Raw genomic sequence first — 18,128 nt, 5'->3', positions numbered from 1 at the left:
GAGAGCCGAACGGTGGTGGGACGCTCAGTGCGCCTGGCGACGACGGCGGCCCGTTACCGGTCAATGGGGTGTTCCTCGACGTCGAGCCAGACGAACTGACCCTCCGGGGCCACGGTCAGGCCCCACCGATCAGCGGACGGACGGCCGAGCCCGTCCCACCAGTGGTAGGCGGCCTCCACCTCCGCCCACAGATCCCGGGCGCCCGACTGCTGGACCGGGAACGACTCCGCACCCGGCTCGTGCTCCAGGCTCGCCCACGAACCCGACCACGGATCCACCAGCCACACCGTGTACCCGCCATCGCCGTCGTGGGAGACGATCAGCTTGCAGTGCGGCACCCGCAACCCGGCCGCCAGCGACGCATCGTACTCACCCAGTGCGTGGGAAGGGTGCAGGTCGGTCACCGATCGGCGGGCCTGTCCGGTCCGCCGGACGTCACGGGCCAGCGACGCGCGCTTGCCGCGCTGGGCACGCAGCCGCATGAACTGCACGTTCCCCACGATCCGGCCCCGCATGACCGCGCCCGCATCCTCGCGGCCCACGGTGAACGCCACCAGCGCCCCGTTGTGGAGATCGGTCGTCCACGGCACCAGCACCCGACCGCCCGGCCGTGTCTGCGCCGCCCACACCTGAGGCACCCGGTCAACGGCCACAGTCGCGATCACCCGATCGAACGGCGCACCGGGTTCGTAGCCCAACGCGCCGTCCTCGGCCGCGACCGTGACCTGGTAGCCCGCCTCCCGGAGCACGCGACGGGCATGGTCGGCCACCAGCGGGTCCACCTCCACCGACGTCACCTGGTCGGCTCCGAGCCGCTCGGCCAGCAGCGCCGCATTCCATCCGGTCCCGGTCCCGATCTCCAATACGCTCATGCCCGGCTCGACCTCCAGGGCCGACAGCATCAACGCCACCACATCCGGGCGACTGGCCGAACTGGTGATCTCGTGCCCGACCTGGCCCGGCTCGGCGGGGACGCCGTCGTCCACCTGTGTGATCACCGCGTCGTCGGCGTAACACAACTCCAGCCACGCGGCCTCGTCGTCGGCCCGGTGGACGGGGACCAGGCGCTCACCGTCCTCGGTCCAGACAGTGTCGGGGATGAATCGGTGCCGGGGTACCGCTTCGAACGCCGCCCGCCAATCCACACCGAGCGCGCCCGAGTCGATCAGCCTCGCGGCCAGCTCGGCCGGTCGACTCGTGGTCTCGGCCACCTACTTGCCCTTCTCGTGCTTGCCGCCGTCCTTGGGGTTGTCCTTCTCCGCCGGAGGGATCGGCTTGTCCCACTGGCCGTCCTTCTCCTTGTTGTCATCGTGCTTTCCCATTTCCTTGATCCTCTCTGCTGAACACCAACGTGAACACTACGAAAAGGCGTCCTGCATGGAAATGGCTGGAAAGATGGCACGCACTTACTGGCCGATGGCACTCGGGGAGGCGTAGCGGTTCAGGCCAGGCTCAGTGGCAGTGCGCCTCGTCCGGGCGGATCGCCCACGTGAGAGTCACATGGTGGATTCCTGTGGGTCGGGCGCCGAGCCCTCGCGTCCTTGTGCGCCGCGCCCGCGTATCCGTCCGACCAGGCCCGCCCAGGCTTCTGCCGTCAGGACCAGGTGCGGCGGGTCGGGGGCTTTCGAGTCGCGGACCGCGATGACGCAGCCCAGCCGGGCCACTTCCACGCACTGGTTCGCGGCGGTGTCGGACCGGCTGCTCTTGCGCCACACGGCTCTGCTGATGTCATAGGTCACCGCCCCATCGTCTCGGACAATGTCCTGCGAAGCAGTACAAGGGTCGCCTTTTCCGACAAGGAGCTCTCGGCGATGTGCTTGAAGTCGGCGTGGAACCCGCCCACTTCCTGAGCGTTGTCGAAGTAGCGCTCTCCAGCCCGGTTCTCTACCAGGACCACGTCGGGGTCGACGGGCTCTGGGAAGCCGAGGATCACGAACGGATGGCCGGCCGAGGGGTACAGGCCCGCCGTGTACGGGACCACGCGCAGGTGGACATTGTCCAGGGCCGCCATCTCAATGAGATGCCGAAACTGATCTCCGGCGATCTGTGGCTGCCCCGCTGTGCGCCGCAGGGCGGCCTCATCGATGAGGGCGTGCAGGACGAGCGGGTCGGCCGAGGTGAGCCGCGCCTGACGCTGGAGTCGCGCGGTAATGCGGCGTTCCGCCTCCTCGACGGCGAGCGCGGAGCCGGTGCTGTGCATCAGGGACCGCATGTACTCGGGCGTCTGGAGCAGTCCGGGTAGCAAGGTCGGCTGGTAGTTGCGGATCTCGGCTGCCGCGGCTTCCAGTTGGACGTATGGGCCGGGCAGCAGGTCGTGGTAGGCGGACCACCAGCCGCCCCGTTTGCGGGCGTCCCGCCCCAGGTCGAGCAGCCGGTCCCGAGTGTCGGCGTCCACCTGGAACAGCGAGAGCAGCTGCTTGAGGTCGCTCGTGCTGACCGAGCTCTGGGCGTTCTCAATCCGGACGATCTTGTTCGAGGAGACGTCGAGCTCCCGGGCGACCTCGTCCTGCGACAGCTGATGGGCGAGCCGGAGGGCGCGGAGTTCGGCCGCGAGGCGGCGTCGCAGCACGAGCGAAGCGCTCATTATTAGCAACCACCTTGTTAGGTAACAGGTTGAGGACTATGTTCTGACGGTCACAGTGTGCCACCGAACGATCACAGGAGGGTGAGATTTGAGCAAGCGATGCGATGCCGCAACGGCGGAGGGGAGAGTCCTGGGCGCGGTCACACTGCCTGGGGAGACGGCGAGCGTGGGGGTGTTCCGGCGGTTCGTCGCCGACATCATCGGAACGTACTGTCCCGTCGAGGCCGAGCGGGTGGACGACGCAGTCCTGCTCAGCTCGGAAACGGTGACCAACAGCGTCGTCCACTCCGACTCGCGTCATGGCGGAGTGGTCACGTTGACCTTGAGTACGAGTGGTCACGTGCTGCGGGTCGAGGTTCTGGACGACGGAGGGAAGACCACGCCGACGCGGTGTGCCGAGGATGAGCTGCGCGCCAATGGCAGGGGTGTTCTCCTCGTGGAGGCGTTGGCGAAGAGTTCGGGGCACAGTGTCGATGCCGACGGGCGACTACTCTCGTGGTTCGAGATCTAGCCGTGTGGCGGGTGTGCCGTCCAACGTGCTCGTGCGGCCCCGCAAACCGGCGGTCGGCCCTGCCGCGTCTCTCCGGCGGGGCCTGTGTCGGATACGCGGGCAGCCCACCGCCAAGCAGACCAGATGGGGTATCGAGTCGCCTTCGTTGCTGGTGGCCTTCATGAGCGCGGGCGGCGGTGTCGCGATTCTGGTGTGGACGCTCCTTACGTGCGCTGTGGCCGTGCTGGCCACGTCGGCCACCGCCAAGGGCGGCACCGGGCTCCGTAGACGGCGGGTTAGGCGAGGAGGGCTTGCAGGTGGGGGACGGCTTCGGGGATGGGGATCTTCTCGGTTTCGCCGGTGGCGCGGCGGGTGACCTCGACTGTGCCTTCGGACAGACCGCGCTTGCCGACGGTGAGGCGGTAGGGGATGCCGGTCAGCTCGGCGTCGCGGAACTTCACCCCGGCGCGTTCGGGACGGTCGTCGATGATCGTCTCGATGCCGGCGGTCAGCAGGTCCCGGTAGAGGGTCTCGCCGGCCTGGGCGGTGGGCTCGTCGTTGGACTGGGCCACGACCACCGCCACCTGGTACGGGGCGACCGCGGTGGGCCAGACGATCCCCCGGTCGTCGTGGTGCACCTCCACGATCGCCGCCAACGCGCGTTCGACGCCGATGCCGTAGCTGCCCATGGTGATCGGGACCCGCTTTCCGCCCGGGTCCAGGACCTCGGCGCCCAGCGCGCGGGCGTAGCGGTCGCCCAGCTTGAAGATGTGCCCGACCTCGATCGTGCGGGTGATCCGGAGCGGCTCGCCGCAGCGGGGGCACGGCTCGCCCTTGCGCACCTCGCGCAGGTCGGCCCAGGTGCCGACCTCGATGTCGCGCTCGACGTCCACGCCGCGCAGGTGGACGTCGTCGCGGTTGGCTCCGGTGAACATGGCGCGGCGGCCGCGCAGCGCCTCGTCGGCGATCACCGGCAGGTCCCGGACGCCGACCGCGCCCAGGCTGCCGGGCAGCGCGCCCAGCGCCGCGCGGATCTCCGCGGCCTCGGCGGGACGGAGCTCGGCGGCGCCGGTCGCGTCCACCAGCTTCTGCTCGTTCAGGGGATGGTCGCCGCGCAGCAGGACGAGGGTGAGCCGCTCGTCGAGCAGGTAGACGAGCGTTTTGATCTGGCGGTCGGCCGGGGCGGCGTGGTCGCGGGCGAGGTCCTCGATCGTGCGGACGCCGGGCGTGTCGAACGGCTCGGGCGCGGGCTCGCCAGGACCGTCGTCGGCCGGGGGTAGCTGGGAGGTCGCGCGTTCGACGTTGGCCGCGTAGCCGCACTCCGGGCTGTGCACGACCAGGTCCTCGCCGGCCTCGGCCGGGCACATGAACTCGGTCGAACCTGCGCCGCCCATGGTGCCGCTGGACGCCTCCACCGCGAGCACCGGCAGGCCGAGCCGCTCGAAGATCCTCGTGTACGCGCCGTGGTAGGCGTCGAACGAGGCGTCCAGCCCGGCCTGGTCGAGGTCGAAGCTGTAGGCGTCCTTCATGGTGAACTCGCGGGTGCGCAGCAGGCCGCCCTTGGGGCGCGGCTCGTCCCGGAACTTGGTCTGGAACTGGTACCACTGCTGCGGCAGCTGCCGGTAGGAGCTCAGCTCCCGCGCGACCGTCGCGAAGATCTCCTCGTGCGTCATGCCGAGCGCGAGGTCGGCGTCCCGGCGGTCGCGGAGCCGGAACATCTCCTGGCCCATCAGCTCCCAGCGTCCCGAGCGCCGCCACGGCTCGGCCGGGTGCAGGGCGGGGAGCAGCATCTCCTGCGCGCCGATGCGGTCCATCTCGTCCCGCACGATGTCGATGATCTTCGTGCGGACGCGGACCGCCAGCGGCAGCAGCGAGTAGTGGCCCGCGGTGAGCTGCCGGACGTACCCGGCCCGCAGCAGCAGGCGGTGGCTTGGCGCCTCCGCCTCCGCGGGGTCGTCGCGGAGGGTCGGGATGTGGGCCCGCGACCAGCGCATCGGCGTGCTCCCTTCGGGGCGAAAATGCGGCGACAGGACGTGCGGCACAGTGTTATCACACGGTGATGCCCGCTCATGATGATCTTTATCGCGCACCGGACGGCGACCACGGCGACCGCGTGACGGCCGTGGCGATCTCACCCGGCGGCGACCTGGGGGCGACGGGCTCGCGCTCCGGTGAGGTCCGGTTCTGGGACCTGCGTTACGGCGTGCTGCGGGCCTCGGTGGGCGGTGTCGGCGATCTCCCGGTCACGGGTGTCGTTTTCACCGGTGAGACGGAGCTGGTCACCTCAGGGTGCGGCGCCTCTCGCTGGACGCTGGCCGACCGCCGCCTGGAATGGCGGCAGGTGGGCGAGGGGAACCACGCGGGGGCGCTGATCCTCGGGCACGGCGGACGGTCGGCCATGGTCGCCGACCGCGGCGACCTGCGGTGGTGGGCGCTGGACGGCTCGTGGCACGGCCGGTTCCACTGGTCCGGCACGCTCGACGCGCTGGCCCTGGCCGCCTCGGACCTCATCGTCACCGGCCATGCCGACGGCAAGGTCGCCGCCTGGCGCATGCCTCCCGCGGACCGGTGGTCGGATCCCGCGCTCGTCTGGGCCCGCAAGTGGGAGGAGCCGGCCCGCCAGTGGCCTATGTGCGCCTGCGACACGGGACGCCTCGTGGTGTCGCCGCGCCGGGAGGGCGTGGCCGTGCTGGACGCCGCCTCGGGCGAGACCGTCGCCGCGATTGCCCCGGACGAGCGGCCCACGGCGATCGCGGCGTTTCCGGACGCGCCGCTGGTCGTCCTCGGTGGCCGGGACGGCTTCCTGACCTGGTGGGACGCCCGAACCGGCCACCGTCTGGGGCGCGTCCGGGCGCACGAGGGCCGGGTGCGGGCGCTCGCCCTCGCCCCTCGCGTCGGGCTGGTGCTGTCGGCGTCACAGGACGGGACGGCGGCGCTGTGGCGCATGCACGAGCCCAGACCGCTCGCCCGTTTCTCGCCCGCGCCCGCGGACCGTCCGGCGGTGCCCCACGGCCACGAGGATCCGTGGGCGCTCACGGCCGCCGCCGGAACGCCGGACGGGCGGCGGTGGCTGGTGGGCGGGGCGGGCGGCCAGGTGCACATCCTTGCCCGGTCCCGCGGTGGCGGGTTCATGCCCGATCGGGTCGGCCGGCCGTCCCGCCCGGACGCGGAACTGGACGTCGAGATCCTTCTTGAGGACGTCCGCGCGCACTGGGCGGACGGCCCCGCGGCCGTGCGCGCCGCCCGCACCCTCGGGGAACCCGGTGCGCTCGACGCCGCGTTCCCGCGCGCGGAGGTGGTCGAGGCGCTGGAGACCCTGGTCGTCCGGGCCGACGATCCGGAGGTCCGGGAGGCGGCCGTGATCGCGCTGGCGGAGATCGACCGGGACGCCACCACCACCGCGCTCTACCGGATGTTCGACCGCGCGGACGGCATCGCCGCCGGAACGGCCGGAAGGCTGCTGGGGCACTTCACCGGCGAGGCCGCGCCGACGACGGACGAGCTGATCGCGAGCCTGCCGGGCATCGGGAACTTCCTCGGCGTGCTGACCTCCGCGGCCCTGGCCGAACGGGGCGCCGCCGCCGTCCCGGCGCTGTGCGACGCGCTGCGGGCGTTCCCGCTTCCTGCCGACCAGGAGGGCGGGAGGTGGATGCGGGATGAGACGACCAAGTACCGGCTCATGTCGGCGCTCCAGTGGATCGGCCCGGCGGCGGCGCCCGCGACCCCGATCCTGTTCGCGATCCTGGAGGACTGGGAGATTTACCGGGACACCCGCCACAACGCGAAGATCGCCTTGCAGTCGATCGGGCTGCCGGAGACCGCGGACCTCGTCGCGGCGGAGATCCGGCGCCGCGCCGAGCTTCCCGAGACCCCGTGCGACGTCCACGACCACGTCGACGAGGACTGCGAGGACTGCGAGGACTGCGACGGCGGCGAGGGCTTCGGCCTGCTGCTCGACGTGCTCTCGGGGATGCCGCCGGAGGCGCTCGCCACCGCGGACGAGGTCGAGGCGGCGCTGGCGGCGGTACGGCGGCGCTTCGGGGACGGCGTCGGGACCTACGAGCAGGACGGCGAGATCCACGAGTACACCGTCTACGAGATCAGCCTCGCCGAGTTCACCGCCGACAGGCTCGCCGAGGGCCGAGATCGCGGTGCGCGGCGGTAATGAGTCCTGGCAGGCCGCCGGGAGTGAGTACCCTCGGAGCGTGAGTCGAGAAGGTGTGACACCCCAGAGCGAGGATTTCTCCGCCTGGTACAACGAGCTGGTCATCAAGGCGCAGCTCGTCGACCGCGGGCCGGTGCGGGGCACGATGGTCATCCGACCGTACGGTTACCGGGTCTGGGAGCTGCTCCAGGCCGACCTGGACCGGCGGATCAAGGACGCCGGGCACGACAACGCCGTGTTCCCGCTGTTCATCCCGGAGTCCTACCTCAAGCGCGAGGCCGAGCACGTGGAGGGCTTCTCGCCCGAGCTCGCCGTGGTGACCATCGCGGGCGGCAAGGAGTTGGAGGAGCCGCTGGTCGTGCGGCCCACCTCCGAGACGGTCATCGGCGAGTACATGGCCAAGTGGATCGACTCGCACCGCGACCTGCCGCTGCTGCTCAACCAGTGGGCCAACGTCGTGCGCTGGGAGATGCGGCCCCGGATGTTCCTGCGCACCACCGAGTTCCTCTGGCAGGAGGGCCACACCGCGCACGCCGACGAGGCCGACGCGATGCGGGAGACGATGTGGGCGCTGGACGCCTACACGTCGGTGGCGCGCGAGCTGGGCGCGATCCCGGTGGTGGCGGGGGAGAAGACGCCGGGCGAGCGGTTCGCCGGGGCGGTCCGCACGTACACCATCGAGGGCATGATGCGGGACGGCCGCGCCCTGCAGTCGGGCACCTCGCACTACCTCGGCACCAACTTCGCCAAGGCGTTCGAGATCCAGTACCAGGACGAGGACGGCAAGCTCCAGCTCGCCCACACCACGTCCTGGGGCCTGAGCACGCGCATGATCGGCGGCGTGATCATGACGCACGGCGATGACAAGGGGCTGGTGCTGCCGCCGCGGCTGGCGCCGTACCAGGTCGTGATCGTGCCGATCGGGCGCAAGGAGCAGGGCGAGCACACCGCCGCCGAGGCCCGCAAGCTGGGCGCGGCGATCAAGTCCATGGGCATCCGGGTGCATGTGGACGACAACCGGCCGCAGCTGTCGCCGGGCTTCAAGTTCAACGAGTGGGAGATGCGCGGCGTCCCGGTCCGGATCGAGCTGGGCATGCGCGACCTGGAGAGCGGCGTCGCCACCCTCGCCCGCCGCCTGCCCACCGAGGAGGGGCAGGGCAAGGAGCAGATCCCGCTGGAGAAGGTGCCCGAGCTGCTGCCCGGCATCCTGGCCGACTTCCAGTCGTTCCTGCTGGCACGGGCCGAGGCGTTCCGCGACGAGCACACCGCCGAGGTCGACGACTTCGCCGCGTTCGGCGAGCAGGTCGCCGGCGGCTGGGCGCGGGTGTTCCACTGCGGCCGCACCGAGTGCGAGGACGAGATCAAGGCCGACACCGCAGCCACCCCGCGGGTCATCCCGGCCGACGGGCCGGAGGAGAGCGGCGCCTGCGTGAAGTGCGGGCGGCCGTCCGCCTACGGCAAGCGCGTGATCTTCGGCAAGTCCTACTGATCGTCGCCGTTGCCCGCCGCGCGCCGCGCCGCGCGGCGGGTCAGCAGCGGCTGGACGAACCACGCCCAGGCGCACAGCACCACCACGACAGCGCCGACGGCGATCGCGGCCGAGTCCGACACCAGCGTGTTGATGATCAGGGTGGTGGCGGCGGTGATCGACACCGCCAGCGCGACCGCGCCCAGGATGCCGAACCGGTTGGCCCGCCGGATCAGCAGCGGCTTCTGGTTCAGCCGGAACAGGATCCGGTGCTGGGTGACCGGGGCGATGAAGCAGATCGAGGCCAGCGCGGCGGCGAACAGCGCGACGTAGAACAGGTACCGGCCGTCGTCGTCGACCTCGTCGAAGCCGGGCGCGAACGGGACCGTGAGCAGGAACGCGAACAGCACCTGGACGCCCGTGACCGCGACGCGGAACCCCTGCAGCAGCTCCATCAGCTGCCGGTCGAGGCGTTCGTGCTCGGTCTCGTTGCGCGGGTTGGGGGGGCGGGCCGTCCGTCGGAATCATGAACCCGGACATACCCCTGCAAAAGGGTTCTAGTCGGCGTGTCGCCCCTTCGCCGATCATGCGGTGGCGCCCGCGCCGATCAGGCGAGGGACTGGGGCAGCACCCGCAGCGCCAGCATCGACACGTCGTCGCGCAGGTCGCCGTCGCAGAAGTCCAGCAGCGCCGCCTGCACCGCGTCCAGCATGTCCTGGACGGGCCGCCCCGCCGTCCCCGCCAGCGTCTCCAGCAGCCGCTCCTGCCCGAACTCCTGCCGGGCCAGGTCGCACGCCTCCAGGACGCCGTCCGAGTGCAGGAAGAGCGTGTCGCCCGGCCCCAGGTCGAGGAAGTCGAGCCCGGCCTCGAAGTCGTCGAACAGGCCCAGCGGGACGCCTCCGCGCGACGCGGTGCGGATCACGCCGTCCGCCCGGACCACCACGGCCGGGGGATGCCCGGCGGTGCCCAGCGAGATCCGGACCCGTTCGCCCGCCGGCTCCAGCTCCGCCATGATCGCCGTGACGAAGCGGTCCTCCTCCATCAGCGCCTCGTTCACCGCCGACAGCACCTCGCCGGGGCCCGACCGCCACCGCGACACCAGCCGCGCGCCGTGCCGGGCCGTGGCGGTCACCGCCGCCGCGTCCTCGCCCTTGCCGCACACGTCGCCCAGCACCAGGCCCCAGCCGTCCCGGGTGCGGAACGCGTCGTAGAAGTCGCCGCCGACCTCCGCGCCGTGCGTGGCCGTCATGTAGCGGGCGCCGAGGTCGACGCCCGGGATCTCGGGCAGCCGCTTGGGCAGCAGGCTGGCCTGCAGCGTGTCGGCGACCTCGGCGCGGCGCCGGTACAGCCGCGCGGCCCTGATCACCAGCGCCAGGTAGCGTCCGAGCCGCTGCGCCACGGCCAGGTCCAGCAGGTCGAACGGGCCGTGCTCGCCGCTGCCCGCCAGGGTGATCGTGCCCAGGCAGCGGTCGCCGTCCTCGACCGGGACGCACAGCACCGACGTGGCGCCGATCGTGCCGCAGACCGGCTGCCCGTCCGCGCCGACGCCCAGCAGGTCCAGCTCCTCCACGTGCGGGCGCAGCGCGCTCTGCCGGGTGGTGAAGACCGTGTACGGCAGCGTGCCGGGATCGGGCGCCAGCTCCTCCAGGGCCTGGGTGGCCTCGACCGACCGGTCGTCCTCCGGGCCCATCACCACCTGGCGGCTCAGCGCGCCCGCCGGGTCGGCGGCGGCCGGATCGTCCTGCCCGGACGCCTGCCAGGACCGCGCGTTCTGGGCGGCCTGCGCCGCCGCCTGGGCCGCCTGGGGCGTCGAGCCGTTCGCGCCGACCAGATCGATGATCGCCCAGTCCGCCAGCTCCGCGGCCAGCAGCCGGGCGCAGCGGCGCACCGCCACCGTCTCGTTGAAGACCGGCTCGTCCAGCAGCAGCTCGGAGGCGTTGGCCAGCACGTCCATGCGGTGCACGATCGTGGCCACGGCCTGGTCGTCGTCGGCGTGCGAGGCCGCGGGACGCGGCACCGCCGAGAGCCGTCCCGAGGGCGGCCGCGCCGGCTCCCGCACATCCGGGGCCTGCCCGTCCGGGGGCGGCGCGGCCGGGGCCTCCTGGACGGCGTGCTCGCGGGCCGCGTGCTGCCGGGCGGTGGGCTCGCGGCGGGTGCCGTCCGCCGCCGCCTCACCGGCCTCCCGGGTGACCGGCGAGCCCGCGGCCCCCGCCACCGCCACCACCATCGGATCGGGCTCGCCGCGGATCCACACCCGCGCCAGCGTGACCGTCGCGTCGATCGGCCGGTCCCGTCCCATGAACCGGACCGCCACGCGCCGCCGCCGCCCGGTGCGGACCACCGCGGCCAGCTGCGAGCGCAGCGCCGCCCGGGTCGCCAGATCGCAGAACGCGGTGAACTGCTTGCCCGAGACGTAGCCCGGCGAGGTGCCCAGCAGCGTGGCCGCCTGCCGGTTGACCCGCCGCACGCTGGTGTCGCGGTCCAGCAGGAACAGCGGCACGGGGGCGTCCTGGAAGACCGTGCGCAGCACCCGCCGCTCGGTCTCGGCCGAGGCCGAGTGCCCGGCGGCGCCCGGCCGGCCGGTGCCGATCGTGCGCAGCGCGGACAGGGCGAGCTCCAGCTCCACCAGGGCCGCGTCGAGGGTGGCCCGCAGATCGGGGGCGGGCATCCCGGCGGCCTGCCGGAGCTCGCCGATCCGGCCTTCGAGATCACTGATCTCGCGCATCATGGTCTCGGGTTCGAGATGGTCGGGCATCGCGAGATCTCCCTACGGTCCGAGGGGGCACGGTGAGACCGGGCCGTGCTGGTCAGCGCGCTGCGGCGGCCGCCGAGCGCAGCCTACGTCCTCACCGTTGGTGCGCCTAGCCGGCACCGTCGTCGGTCGCATGGCCGGTGGCCCCGTGCAGTCCTTGGTCCCCCACGATCCGCTGCGCGAGCGCGGTCAGCTTCACATGGCGGGTCTGGGAGATGCGCCGCATCTCGGCGAACGCCTCGTCGGCGTCACAGCCCAGCGCGTGCATCAGGATGCCCTTGGCCTGGTCGACCACGGCCCGGGCCTCCACCGCCTCCTGCAACTGGACGGCGGTGCGGTGCACGCTGCCGTACTGGAGCACGTTCGACATCGCCGCGCTGCCCTGCGCCACCAGCAGCGACGCCAGGGCGTGCTGCCCCGTGGCGAGGGCGCGGGGCGACACCCCGTAGAGGGTCAGGGTCACCAGGACCGGCTCGTTGAGGTGCGGGGTCGTCGAGAACGTGCGCACGCCGCGGCACAGCATGTCGGTCATCGCCTCGGGCCAGCGGGTCTCGGCCAGGATGTCGGCCGAGCTCACCGGCGTGCGGGTTCCCACGACGTCGAACACCGGCCCGTGCCTGCGGGCCAGCTGACGGTCGACGATCTCGGCCAGGTCGGGGTGGCTCGCGGCGGAGGCCAGCGGTTCGGGACGCTCGTCGCCGTCCGGGAGCGCCCAGCGGATGCTGGTGGCGCCGGCGCAGCCCGGCACGGCCTGCGGCGCCAGTTCGGTCACGCGGCGCAGGGTGCCGATGTCCGAGGACACCCCGACGACGCCCAGCCGGGCGATCTCCATCGCCAGCTGGTCGGTGAGCACGGACTCGGTGGGCGGCACAAGCCGACGGTACCGCGCGCAACCGGGGATTCGTACTGTCTCCAGACATCTACCTGCCTGCACACAGGCCGTCCCCGCGGGGCCCGGTAGCCCCGCGCGTCACCGCCGTCACGCGCCGCCACGGAGGCGGCGCCCAGAGGGGTCCAGAGGGTCTCGGGGAGGCTCAGATCCAGGGAGTCTCAGAGGCTCGGCGGGGCCCTGCTGATGTCGCAGAGCACGTTCGCGCCGGCCCCGTCCGCGATCACCAGATCGCCGATCGACACGATCCCCAGCGGGCGGTTCTGGTCGTCCACCACCGGCAGCCGCCGGACCGCCTCCTCGCGCATCAGCCGCAGCGCGGTGTCGGTGTCGTCGTCGGGCCCGAGGGTGATCGGCTCGGCCGTGCACACGTCGCTGAGCGGGGTGTGCGCCGGGTCCCGGTTGTCGGCGACCCCGCGGACCACGATGTCGCGGTCGGTGATCACGCCGCACAGCCGTCCCGCGAGGGTGACCAGCACGTCGCCGATGCCCTGGTCCCGCATGATGCGCGCGGCCTCGTAGAGGGTGGCGTCGAGCGGCAGGGCCCGAGGTCCGGCCGTCATGACCTCGCCGATTCTCCGGGACATGATGAGGTGGCCTCCCCGTCGGTACGGCTTCCGGGCAACCCGTCCGGTCCGCTCTACCCGGAGTTGGGGAGGGTATGCGGCCGCCGGGCGGGAAAACCGCGGCGGGTCGGCGCCGGGCGGTTCAGAACCGGAAGACCGCCCCCGTGGCGGCCGTCATCGCGCAGTCGTTGCCGTACTCGGTACGGAACCGCACGGGCCGGCCGTGCCAGTGCCCACTGGCCTCGGCGATCACCGGCGCGTAGATCATCAGGCAGGCGGTGTCGGCGCGCGGGTTGCGCCCGATCACGCCCTGGGAGCGGCCCAGCTCCTCGCAGGCCCGGCCCGCCTCGGGGTGGGTGCCGCCGGCGGGCTCGCACAGCAGGGTGACGGTGCGCGGCGCGACGCCGCTCTGCCCGGGGTGGGTGAGGGTGAGCCGCAGGAAGCTCGCGGTGACGGCCGCGGGAGGCGCGGGAGGCGCGGCGGCCGGGTCCGCCGTGCCGGCGGCGGCGGCACCGACCGGCCAGGGCAGCCCGCCGGGCAGGCCCCCCGACGGCGCGGGCGGGACGGCCGGCAGCAGCGCGAGGGCGGCGCCGGTGAGCGCGGTGGCGACGAGATGCGGCATCGATGCTCCAGTAGGGAAGGGCGGTTCTGCGCAGCGGCCTGCGCTGCGACCTCGCTCAATGTATCGATGCGACTACATATCGTGGCTATGAACGGGTGATCCCGCGGTCACGGGGCAACCGCGGGATCGCGTGGGGGAGGGGAGGCGCGGGAGGCGCGGGAGACGTAGGAGGCGTCAGGCGGCCAGGATGTGGGCGCGCCGGTGGTCGGCCAGCAGCTCGCGCAGCTGCTTGCGGCCGCGGTGCAGGCGGGACATCACCGTGCCGATGGGGGTGCCCATCATCTCGGCGATCTCCTTGTAGTGGTAGCCCTCCACGTCGGCGAGGTAGACGGCGTCCCGGAAGTCCTGCGGCAGCGAGCGGAGCGCGGCCACGACCCGGGTGTCGGCGATGCGGTCCAGCGCCTCGGACTCGGCGGAGCGGAAGCCCGCGGAGTTGGCCGCGGCCTGGGCGATCTGCCACTCCTCCAGCTCCTCGGAGCCCGCCCGCTGCGGCTCGCGCTGCCGCTTGCGGTAGGTGTTGATGAAGTTGTTGGTGAGGATGCGGTGCAGCCAGGCCTTGAGGTTGGTGCCCTCCTGGAACTGGTGGAAGTTCACGTAGGCCTTGGCCAGCGTCTCCTGGACCAGGTCCTCGGCGTCGGCGCTGTTGCGGGTCATCCGCACGGCGCTGGCGTACAGCGGGTCGGCGAGCGGCAGCACGTCGCGTTCGTAACGGTCGGTGGCCGCCGCGGCAGGGATGCTGTCGCGAACTGGCGAGGTCACAGCGGTCATCGTCGCTCCCCGTAAAGGTCAGGACCCGGAAGGGCCGGTCGTGATGCGCGCGCCGGAGGGTCGCGCGGCTACCGGGCGGATCGGGCCGCCCCCCGTGCAGGGGTACGTTCCACCTTTCCCGACGGGTTCGGAACCGGATCATGACGCGGATCAGGGTGCGAGGGTGGTGCGTCATTCCGGGCCGGGGTCTTCGTCGACCACGCTTTGGGGGGTGTGTCGAGGGCGGTGCGCCGATCGGCTCTGCCTGGCGACCCCTGGTGCGGGACGTCGCGGGCGTCGGGAGATCGGGGCGCTGATCGCGTTGGTGGCGTTCCCGCTCAGTAAGACGCCGGATGGGGGTCCGGAGGTTGCGTGGCGTCCATCACATTTACCCACTAAATAGCGGGAGTGGGGTTTAACGCCCTGTATGGCGAGATTCTATCCCGCGCCGGAACGGCCGAGGGCCCCGGCCGGTGGAGACCGGCCGGGGCCCTCGCGATCACTCCGGGCGGGCTACCCGAGCAGATGATCGAGCGCCCTGCGCATGAGCGCCTCCTGCTCCTCCCTCGTCTTCACCTGCTCCACGCCGAACCCCAGGAGTAGCGTGTCCTTGGTCGCCACCGCCGACACCGAGTCGATCAGCGCCTGCGAGCGGACGAACTCCGGCGAGTTCCCCGGGCTGCCCGCCGGGGCCCCGGCGATCGCCCACGGGCCCAGGCCGGACTCGAAGCCCTCCGCGTCCACCTGGCCGCCGGACGTGGTGACCCGCGTGTCGTCCACGAACAGCCCCGACCCGCCGGTGAACGGGTCGCTGACGTAGGCGATCGAGATCTCGACCCGCTTCCCGGCGTAGGCCGACAGGTCGAACGCCGCCGGCACCCAGCCGTTGGAGTTGCCCGTGAACGAGTGCCACTGGCCGCTGGTCCCGCTGTTCTGGCACGGGTTGCCGCCGGTCAGGTAGTGCCGCAGGAACGGGTGCATGGTGAGGAAGTAGTCCGCCTCACACTCGATCGGCACGTTGCCGGAGGTCCGCCCGTTCCGGTCCGGCAGCGTCGTCCAGTCCTCGCCGCCGGCCGTGCGCGCCTCCACGATCACGTGGTCGTACCCGGTCTCGGTGCTGTAGGACAGCTGCGCCTGCAGCGCCGGGGCCTGCGCCGCGGTGACCGACGTCAGGTCGATCGTCCGGGTCAGCCGCCGGTACTGGGAGTCGGCGTGCGGGCCGGCGACGTACCACTGGCCCTCCACCGGCTCGAACGGCGCCGCCGCGCCCAGGTAGTCGCCCGCCTTCCAGCTCCTGAACTGCGGGAACTGGCCCGAGGGCAGGACGGTCGAGGTCACCTGGAACCCGCCGGCCTCGTTCACCTGGTTGGACGGCGTGCCGCCCAGACCGGCCTTGGAACCGTCGAACGGGCGTCCCGTCCCGGTGAACTCGGTCGGCGCGCCCACCCGGGCCCGGTCGTACCCGCCGAGGTAGTACTGCAGGAAGTCGTCCGACAGCAGCTCGCAGTCGTCCCGGAAGCTGCCGGTGACGACGCAGGGCCGCTCCGGATGCCCCTTGAGGCCGTAGTAGATCCCGCCGCCGTTCAGGCGGTTCAGCGGCCCGTTGTAGCCCGCCGTCTCGCCCGTGTAGAGCAGCTTGCCGCCCTCGTTCAGGTACGACCGCACCGACAGCAGCAGGTCCTTGGCCCGGTCCGCCACCTGGGAGTCGGTCACGTTGTCCCAGGTAGAGCCGGGGGCGGCAACACGCACGACCTCGTCGGCCGCGTCCTGGGTGAGCCGGTTGTCGCCCAGGTACCAGACCACGCCCTTGAAGTGCTTCAGGACGCCGAGGTCGTGCGGGACGCCGTCCTTGTCGATGTCCCAGACCAGCGGCTTGTGCTCGGCCGACTTGATCAGGTCCGCGTACCGCTGGGCGTACCTGGGGGCGTTCGTCCCGGCCGGGTAGGCCGGGTTGATCCCCTTGTAGTCCTCGTCGGCGATCACCAGCACGTCGGCCTTGCCGGCGTCCCGGACGGTGTAGGTGAACTTCTGGCTGGAGACCCGTTGGCCGTTCTTGGTCCCCTCGAACCAGACCTCCACCCTGTCGCCGGGTTTCTGCCCGGTGACCTTGCCGCGGTACTCGGCGAAGTAGTGGTCGTTCTCGTCGCCGAACCGCTCGCCGCCCCGCCACTCGCGGGCGCCGTCGGAGCGGACCGGCCCGCCGTTGATCCGGTAGCGCAGGTCCTTGTTGGCCAGCGACCGCCGGACGACCGCCGCGACCTCCTGCGTGGAGCCGAACGAGGTCCCGAAGTCGTCCACCTCGAAGTCCGGGACCGTCCGGCCCACCGGCGAGATCGGCGTGTCGGGCGTGTGCGCCGACTTTCCGACCGAGACCGCGAACTTCAGGTTCTTCTGGAACTCCGCCTGGATCAGCTTCTCGTCGTCGGGGAACTCGAACCCGCTGCCGCAGTCCCCGGGCTCCCACTCGTCGTCCGGGTCGGACGCCGCCGCGCTCGCGCAGGTCGCCATCTCCGGCGTGATCGACAGCGCGCCGTGGCGGTTGTCGGCCTCGCCGTCGGTGTCGCCGTTGGTCACGTACAGCTGGGCCGCCAGCTGGGGCGTGTACCCCGGGACGGCCGGGTCGTCGATGTCGCCCACGACCGCGTCGTAGATCAGGTCGTCGGGGCTGCGGGTCAGCGCCTGCCAGCCCACCCCGTGCAGCAGCAGCTCCGCCGCCGAATGCCAGTTGATCAGGTACTTGGGCTTCAGCCGCGCGTACAGGCCCGTCTGCGCCCTGGTCTCCGGCTCCGAGCCCGCCGACGGGCCGCGGTAGGTCTCACCGCTGGGCAGCGGCGAGGAGCCCTCGTTGTCGTAGCCCCACTTGTAGGGGAAGTTGCGGTTCAGGTCGACGCCGTCCTGGCCGGTGATCTGCCCGTCGCCGTTGTTGTCGCGCACGTTCTTGCGCCACAGCCGGAAGCCGTCCTGGAACGTCAGGTCGTAGCCGTCCACGTTGACCACCGGGACGAACCACAGGTCGGTGGTGTCGACGATCTTGGTGAGCTCGGCGTCCTTGCCGTACCCGCCGACGTAGTGGTGCAGCAGCCGGCGCACCATCTCCGGCGTGATCCACTCGCGGGCGTGCTGGGTGGCCTGGTAGACGACCGCCGGGCGCTGGCCGTCCTTCAGCGAGGCCACGTCCTTGCTCACCCGGATCGCGGTGATCGGCTTGCCCTGGACCGAGGTGCCGATGTCGACCGCGGTGGCGATCCCCGGGTGGTCGGTGGCGACCTTCAGGATCTCCTCGCGGATGTTGCCCGGCCCGCTGTACGGGCGGAACACGTTCTGATCCGCGCGGGCCGCCTTCGCCCGCTGCGTCGTGTCCTTCCCTTCGACCTTCTTCACGGTCAGCTTGACGCCGCGCTTGGCGAGTTCGCCCGCCTGGACGCCGTTGACGACGACCTCGACGCGGGTCCGGCCGTCGCGCGCCGCCTTGCCGAAGGTGATCTCGCCCTGGTCGACACCGACCGCGTTCAGCTGCTTGATCTGGTCCGCCGTCAGGTCTCCGGTATAGACCTCCACCCCGCCGGCCGCCGCGGCGGGGCGCGGTTCGGCCTGGGCCGGTGCGGCGGCGAACGTCCCGATCAGGAGCGCCGCCGCGGCGAGTATCGGTAGGGACGCCGTTCTGAGCCGGGTTCGGTGCCTGAATCGCCTGCGCGCCATCGCGCCTCCCGAGGATCACTACGTGGCGGCGTGATCGTCTGCCCGGGGGCGAAAGGTGTCAATGTGCCTTCTGCGCTGTTTGCCGCATTCGGTCAGTTTGTGCTTTGTGTGCTCCTCGACCCGGTCCGGAACGTCGGCCCGCCCCG

At 71.9% G+C, this 18,128-nt stretch carries 13 protein-coding genes and 1 pseudogene; 3 read left to right on the top strand and 11 right to left on the bottom strand.

The features are described from left to right. Window positions 1-53: 53 nt before the first annotated feature. The 3 genes from ACZ466_RS15355 to ACZ466_RS15345 form a co-directional block, all read right to left on the bottom strand. A complete protein-coding gene (locus ACZ466_RS15355; protein ID WP_378288046.1) occupies window positions 54-1,211 on the bottom strand; it encodes a methyltransferase domain-containing protein in 1,158 nt (385 codons plus the stop codon). 285 nt (window positions 1,212-1,496) lie between these two features. After that, the gene (locus ACZ466_RS15350) at window positions 1,497-1,739 is read right to left on the bottom strand and encodes a DUF397 domain-containing protein (protein ID WP_378288047.1); all 243 of its coding nucleotides are present in this window, start codon (window positions 1,737-1,739) and stop codon (window positions 1,497-1,499) included. Further along, the gene (locus ACZ466_RS15345; protein WP_378288048.1) at window positions 1,736-2,584 is read right to left on the bottom strand and encodes a helix-turn-helix domain-containing protein; all 849 of its coding nucleotides are present in this window, start codon (window positions 2,582-2,584) and stop codon (window positions 1,736-1,738) included. The genes ACZ466_RS15350 and ACZ466_RS15345 overlap by 4 nt, the downstream gene beginning before the upstream one ends. 88 nt (window positions 2,585-2,672) lie before the next feature. On the opposite strand from ACZ466_RS15345, the gene ACZ466_RS15340 reads away from it, so the two are divergent. After that, window positions 2,673-3,095, top strand: coding sequence for an ATP-binding protein (locus ACZ466_RS15340; protein WP_378288049.1), 423 nt, complete (start codon window positions 2,673-2,675; stop codon window positions 3,093-3,095). Between the two features lie 275 nt (window positions 3,096-3,370). On the opposite strand, the gene ACZ466_RS15335 is transcribed toward ACZ466_RS15340, so the two are convergent. Beyond that, window positions 3,371-5,068: a proline--tRNA ligase gene (locus tag ACZ466_RS15335; RefSeq protein ID WP_378288050.1), complete on the bottom strand. Its 1,698-nt coding sequence runs from the start codon at window positions 5,066-5,068 to the stop codon at window positions 3,371-3,373. A 65-nt stretch (window positions 5,069-5,133) separates the two neighbouring features. On the opposite strand from ACZ466_RS15335, the gene ACZ466_RS15330 reads away from it, so the two are divergent. Then, a complete protein-coding gene (locus tag ACZ466_RS15330; RefSeq protein WP_378288051.1) occupies window positions 5,134-7,239 on the top strand; it encodes a hypothetical protein in 2,106 nt (701 codons plus the stop codon). Between the two features lie 40 nt (window positions 7,240-7,279). Continuing rightward, entirely contained in the window at window positions 7,280-8,728 is a 1,449-nt protein-coding gene (gene proS / locus ACZ466_RS15325) for a proline--tRNA ligase (RefSeq protein WP_378288052.1), read from the top strand. Here the strand turns inward: proS and ACZ466_RS15320 are convergent. The 7 genes and pseudogenes from ACZ466_RS15320 to ACZ466_RS15290 all read right to left on the bottom strand — a co-directional run. Then, a pseudogene (locus ACZ466_RS15320) lies at window positions 8,722-9,186 on the bottom strand (DUF6328 family protein); the annotation flags it as partial. The gene proS and the pseudogene ACZ466_RS15320 overlap by 7 nt on opposite strands. Before the next feature lie 128 nt (window positions 9,187-9,314). Beyond that, window positions 9,315-11,462, bottom strand: a complete 2,148-nt coding sequence (locus ACZ466_RS15315) for a SpoIIE family protein phosphatase (RefSeq protein WP_378288054.1) — start codon at window positions 11,460-11,462, stop codon at window positions 9,315-9,317. A gap of 106 nt (window positions 11,463-11,568) precedes the next feature. Next, window positions 11,569-12,330 carry an ANTAR domain-containing protein gene (locus ACZ466_RS15310; protein WP_378288055.1) on the bottom strand — a complete coding sequence of 254 codons (762 nt, stop codon included), beginning with the start codon at window positions 12,328-12,330 and terminating at the stop codon, window positions 11,569-11,571. Between the two features lie 179 nt (window positions 12,331-12,509). After that, window positions 12,510-12,935, bottom strand: a complete 426-nt coding sequence (locus ACZ466_RS15305; protein ID WP_378288056.1) for a CBS domain-containing protein — start codon at window positions 12,933-12,935, stop codon at window positions 12,510-12,512. Between the two features lie 121 nt (window positions 12,936-13,056). Continuing rightward, a complete protein-coding gene (locus ACZ466_RS15300) occupies window positions 13,057-13,536 on the bottom strand; it encodes an SSI family serine proteinase inhibitor (RefSeq protein ID WP_378288057.1) in 480 nt (159 codons plus the stop codon). Window positions 13,537-13,710: 174 nt separating this feature from the next. Continuing rightward, window positions 13,711-14,304, bottom strand: a complete 594-nt coding sequence (locus tag ACZ466_RS15295; RefSeq protein ID WP_378288058.1) for a sigma-70 family RNA polymerase sigma factor — start codon at window positions 14,302-14,304, stop codon at window positions 13,711-13,713. Window positions 14,305-14,796: 492 nt separating this feature from the next. Beyond that, window positions 14,797-17,982, bottom strand: a complete 3,186-nt coding sequence (locus ACZ466_RS15290; protein ID WP_378288059.1) for a M14 family metallopeptidase — start codon at window positions 17,980-17,982, stop codon at window positions 14,797-14,799. Window positions 17,983-18,128: the final 146 nt, after the last annotated feature.

It is taken from the genome of Actinomadura rugatobispora, assembly GCF_055379765.1.
Note: the sequence above shows the minus strand (reverse complement) of the source record. Positions and strands in the feature narration are given on the sequence as shown.